The 1,540-nt window shown below is 61.5% G+C and carries 1 protein-coding gene; it reads left to right on the top strand.

Annotated features, from left to right (window positions below; translation table 11 throughout):
- Positions 1–199: 199 nt before the first annotated feature.
- Positions 200–1,450: an aspartate aminotransferase family protein gene (locus EJA72_RS00455; protein WP_157709597.1), complete on the top strand. Its 1,251-nt coding sequence runs from the start codon at positions 200–202 to the stop codon at positions 1,448–1,450.
- Positions 1,451–1,540: the final 90 nt, after the last annotated feature.

Genomic DNA, 1,540 nt, shown 5'->3' on the forward strand with positions numbered 1-1,540 from the left:
CTCCCGCTGGACTGCGCAGCGGTCCTTTTTTTGGGGCCGCTGCGCGACCCAGCGGGAGCAAGCTCCCTCGCCACAGAAAAAGTCCCTTCTCTGACATCCCGACTTTTAAGATTGACCCGGCGACTTTATTTCGTTTGCCGGGCACCGCTGCTCGCGGCTTAGATAAAAGAAAGCCTCCTTTCTTCTGAGTCGGTCATCCATGAGCAGCGAACACATCAGCCGGTCGATCAACGTCGTACACCCCGTCACGCTCAGCCACGGCAAAAATGCCGAAGTCTGGGACACCGATGGCAAACGCTACATCGACTTCGTCGGCGGCATCGGTGTGTTGAACCTCGGTCATTGCCACCCACGCATCGTCGAGGCCATTCGCGAACAAGCCACCCGCCTGACCCATTACGCATTCAACGCCGCCCCCCACGTGCCCTACCTCGACTTGATGGATCGCCTCACCGCGTTCATTCCGGTGGATTATCCGGTCAGCGGCATGCTCACCAACAGTGGCGCGGAAGCCGCAGAGAACGCGTTGAAGATCGTGCGTGGCGCGACTGGCCGCACAGCCGTCATCGCCTTCGACGGCGCCTTCCACGGCCGCACCCTCGCCACGCTCAACCTCAATGGCAAAGTCGCGCCCTACAAGCAGAAGGTCGGCGTGCTGCCGGGGCCGGTGTTCCATTTGCCCTACCCGAGCAAGGACAACGGCGTGACCTGCGCCGAAGCGTTGAAGGCGATGGACCGGCTGTTCAGCGTCGAAATCGATATCGAGGACGTGGCGTGTTTTATCGTCGAACCGGTGCAGGGCGAAGCAGGTTTTCTGGCCATGGACGTCGAGTTCGCCAAGGCACTGCGCACGTTCTGTGATGAGAAAAACATTGTGCTGATCGCCGACGAAATCCAGTCGGGATTTGGCCGCACCGGGCAGCGCTTCGCGTTTTCGCGACTGGGCATCGAGCCGGACCTGATCCTGCTCGGCAAAAGCATCGCCGGCGGCGTGCCGCTGGGGGCCGTGGTCGGGCGCAAGTCGTTGCTCGATATTCTGCCGAAGGGCGGATTGGGCGGCACCTATTCCGGCAACCCCATTGCCTGCGCCGCTGCGCTGGCAACGCTCGACGAGATGACCGACGCGAACCTGCACACTTGGGGTGCGCAACAGGAAGAGGCGATTGTCAGCCGCCACCAATCCTGGCGCGCCCGCAACCTGTCGCCGTATTTGGGCCGCTTGACCGGTGTTGGCGCGATGCGCGGGATTGAACTGGCCAACATCGACGGCACACCCGCCGCGCCTCAGTTGACGCAACTGCTGGCCTTGGCACGCGAGGCAGGTTTGCTGCTGATGCCTAGCGGCAAGTCGCGACACATCATTCGGTTGCTGGCACCGTTGACCACCGAGGCTGCCGTGCTTGAAGAAGGCCTCAACATCCTCGAGGCGTGCCTCGCGAAACTGACCTGAAAGCAAAATGACGCCGAACCCTGTGGGAGCGAGCCTGCTCGCGATGGCGGTGTCTCAGTCGACATCAATGTTGAATTAAATACCGCCATC

Source organism: Pseudomonas sp. PB120 (genome assembly GCF_009761815.1).
GTDB lineage: Bacteria > Pseudomonadota > Gammaproteobacteria > Pseudomonadales > Pseudomonadaceae > Aquipseudomonas.